Below are 2,480 nucleotides of genomic sequence, written 5' to 3'. Positions count from 1 at the left end.
CTGGAAATCCCGCACCACCATGGACCGCTACCGCGAAGACGGCACCGTCTGGGACGACAACGCCGCCACCCACCTGGGGCTGTGAACAGCACAGACCACGCGCGACCCTGTGTCCGGCTGCGCCGGAGGGCACCAGGCCGAGAGCGAGGGCGACGACACTGACTCGCCACCAGTGCACCTTGCGGTCGTGGCGCTTCGCGTTGGTCTCGAAGGCCCTACCCGGGTCGCCGCCAAACCTCGCCAGTGTCTCGACCTTGCTCTTGGTGGCGTACTCCTCCACGAGGCGCCGCGGGTCAGGGACGTCCTCCTACTTGATCACTGCCAGCGCCCGTACACCCGATCCGAACGAGATCAGGTACGCCGCGAATGCGAACACGGCCAGAACCAGGTTCACCTCACGAGTAGCCAGAAACTGTCCAGCTGCAGCAGCGAACCCGACAACTACCGTGTCGCCTTCGTCTCCACCCGCGCTCCGGATGAGCTCTGGCGGTCGAGGCGAACGCGTAGTTCCTCGGCGATGACTTCCAAGGAGTCGGGGTTCGGCTCTGCCATGCCCACCGCTGTGCGCGCGCCTACCTCCGCGGGGATACGCCCCCGAGATGACAACGGAGAGCGCCTCGCTCCGACCGTGGCCGCCGCCGCCGCGACCGTCAGCAATGCGGCCCACACGCCACGCGCGCGAACCCGTACTCGTCGAGCCGGCAGCGTTGTCCGGCCTCCACACCCAGCCGGATACCCGGAAGGGCTCCCCCTGGCATGAGGGAGGCGGACCCACCGGGACCGGGACCGGCGGGTGTGAGGTCCTTCCGAGTCGAACGCGGCCCCGTTACCCGTCTGACGGAGAGGTGATGGTGCTCGCCCCGGAGTACAACGGACACGATCATGCCGCTCCGCGTGTGCTTACTGGTCCTGGAAGTAGGCGGCGGCCTTCCGCGGCGCCCACCTGGCGCCCCGGCGTCGAGGTGACGCAGAGTTTCAGCTCCCGAGGTGCCCGCCTGCCTCTCGTCACGGTTCAGAGGGGCCGTGATCAGAAGGGTGACGGCTCGTGGCAGGGTGAGCACCTATGGGCACGCCTGTGGGGGCAGATGTGGATGTGTTCGTCTCCTACACAGGGGCGGATGAGGCATGGGCGACTTGGGTCGCCGAAGTTTTGGAGGCCGAGGGCCAGAGGGTGAAGATCCAGGCGTGGGACTCCCCAGCGGGGGAGAACTTCGTCCTCTGGATCAGCGAGCAGATGGCGGCTGCAGCACGGACGGTGGCGATCTGCTCGCAGGCGTACTTCGCCTCGCATTGGTGTGCCCAGGAATGGAGCGGTGCCCTCGCCGATAAGACGTTGACCCCGCTCCGGGTGGAGAGCTGCACTCTTCCTCCGATGCTGGCCACGATAGTCTACCGGGATCTGCATGGCATCGACGAAGCCACGGCACGGTGCCGGCTCGTGGAAGCCGTCGGTCTAGCCCGCCCGCCGCGCCGCTCTGGCGGGTTCCCCGGCGGCCCTACCCTGTTGATGAGGGCAACGTTCCCTGGTGGGCAGCCCTCTGACACGAAGTCGGACGACGATAAGGAGCCCACGACCCGGACGACCTCCGTTACGGGAGAGGCGGCAAGGCCAGTGCGACGCCCCCGTCGTCCGCGCAATGTGGTCGCCGCAGCCGTGGCCTTGGCACTCGTTCCATTCCTCATAGTCCTCGTCGTTACAAGAGCCGGGGGCGCTGGTGGAAGTTCGCCACCACCCGATTTCGCCCTCGCGTCGCGGACTCTGGCAGACGTATCGAGGAGGAGCGTCGGTGTCCTGTCGCTTCGTCTGGCCACCGCCGCGTACAAGCTCAACCCCACGCCGGAAGCCAGGGTCGCGCTTCTGCGAGCCGCGGACAGTTCCCTCGCGTCCCTGGGCCCGCCGCTGTCAGCGAGCTACAACGGGCGGGTTACAGATCTTTCCTGGTCGCCGGATGGGACATTCCTCACCGCTGTCGGACTCGACAGCACCATACGAATCTGGGACCTCGTCGGCGCAGATTCAACACCACGTGACCGCCAGATTACCCCGGCCCACGACGCCAGCGTAACCGCAGTCGCGGTCAGCCCGGACAGCGCAATTCTCGCGACCAGCAGTGACGACACGACAGCCAAGCTGTGGAGCGTGTCTCCAGCCAGCTCCCCGAAGGTGCTGGCCACGATCCCCACAGGCTCCAAACTTTTCAACGTCACCTTCAGCCCGGACGGCGACACCCTTGCACTCTCGAGCACGGACGGGACCGTCCAGCTGTGGGATATCCACGATCGGGCCAACCCGCAGCTCCTGTCCGCTCTCCAAGGTCATTCATCTGCGGTCTGGAAATCTGTCTTCAGATCCGATGGCAGGACGCTGGCCACCATCAGCTGGGACAATACCGCTAAGTTTAGCTTTTCCTAGCTCAGCAGGCCATTTCGGTCCGAGTGCGACACGCCAACAGCCGGAAACTTTTTGATCACTATTTCCC

2 protein-coding genes are annotated in these 2,480 nt (G+C 65.8%); one reads left to right on the top strand and one right to left on the bottom strand.

Features of this window, described 5'->3' with window-relative positions:
* Window positions 1–280: hypothetical protein (locus B056_RS44285; RefSeq protein ID WP_230202921.1), on the bottom strand; the 280-nt coding region annotated here is incomplete at its 3' end.
* Between the two features lie 783 nt (window positions 281–1,063).
* On the opposite strand from B056_RS44285, the gene B056_RS0109545 reads away from it, so the two are divergent.
* A complete protein-coding gene (locus tag B056_RS0109545; RefSeq protein ID WP_018501640.1) occupies window positions 1,064–2,413 on the top strand; it encodes a toll/interleukin-1 receptor domain-containing protein in 1,350 nt (449 codons plus the stop codon).
* Window positions 2,414–2,480 lie beyond the last annotated feature (67 nt).

It is taken from the genome of Parafrankia discariae (genome assembly GCF_000373365.1).
Lineage (GTDB): Bacteria > Actinomycetota > Actinomycetes > Frankiales > Frankiaceae > Parafrankia > Parafrankia discariae.
Note: the sequence above shows the minus strand (reverse complement) of the source record. Positions and strands in the feature narration are given on the sequence as shown.

Coding starts and splice junctions, on each gene's coding strand:
- B056_RS0109545 (WP_018501640.1), top strand. CDS start 1,064: ATGGGCACGCCTGTGGGGGCAGATGTGGATGTGTTCGTCTCCTACACA.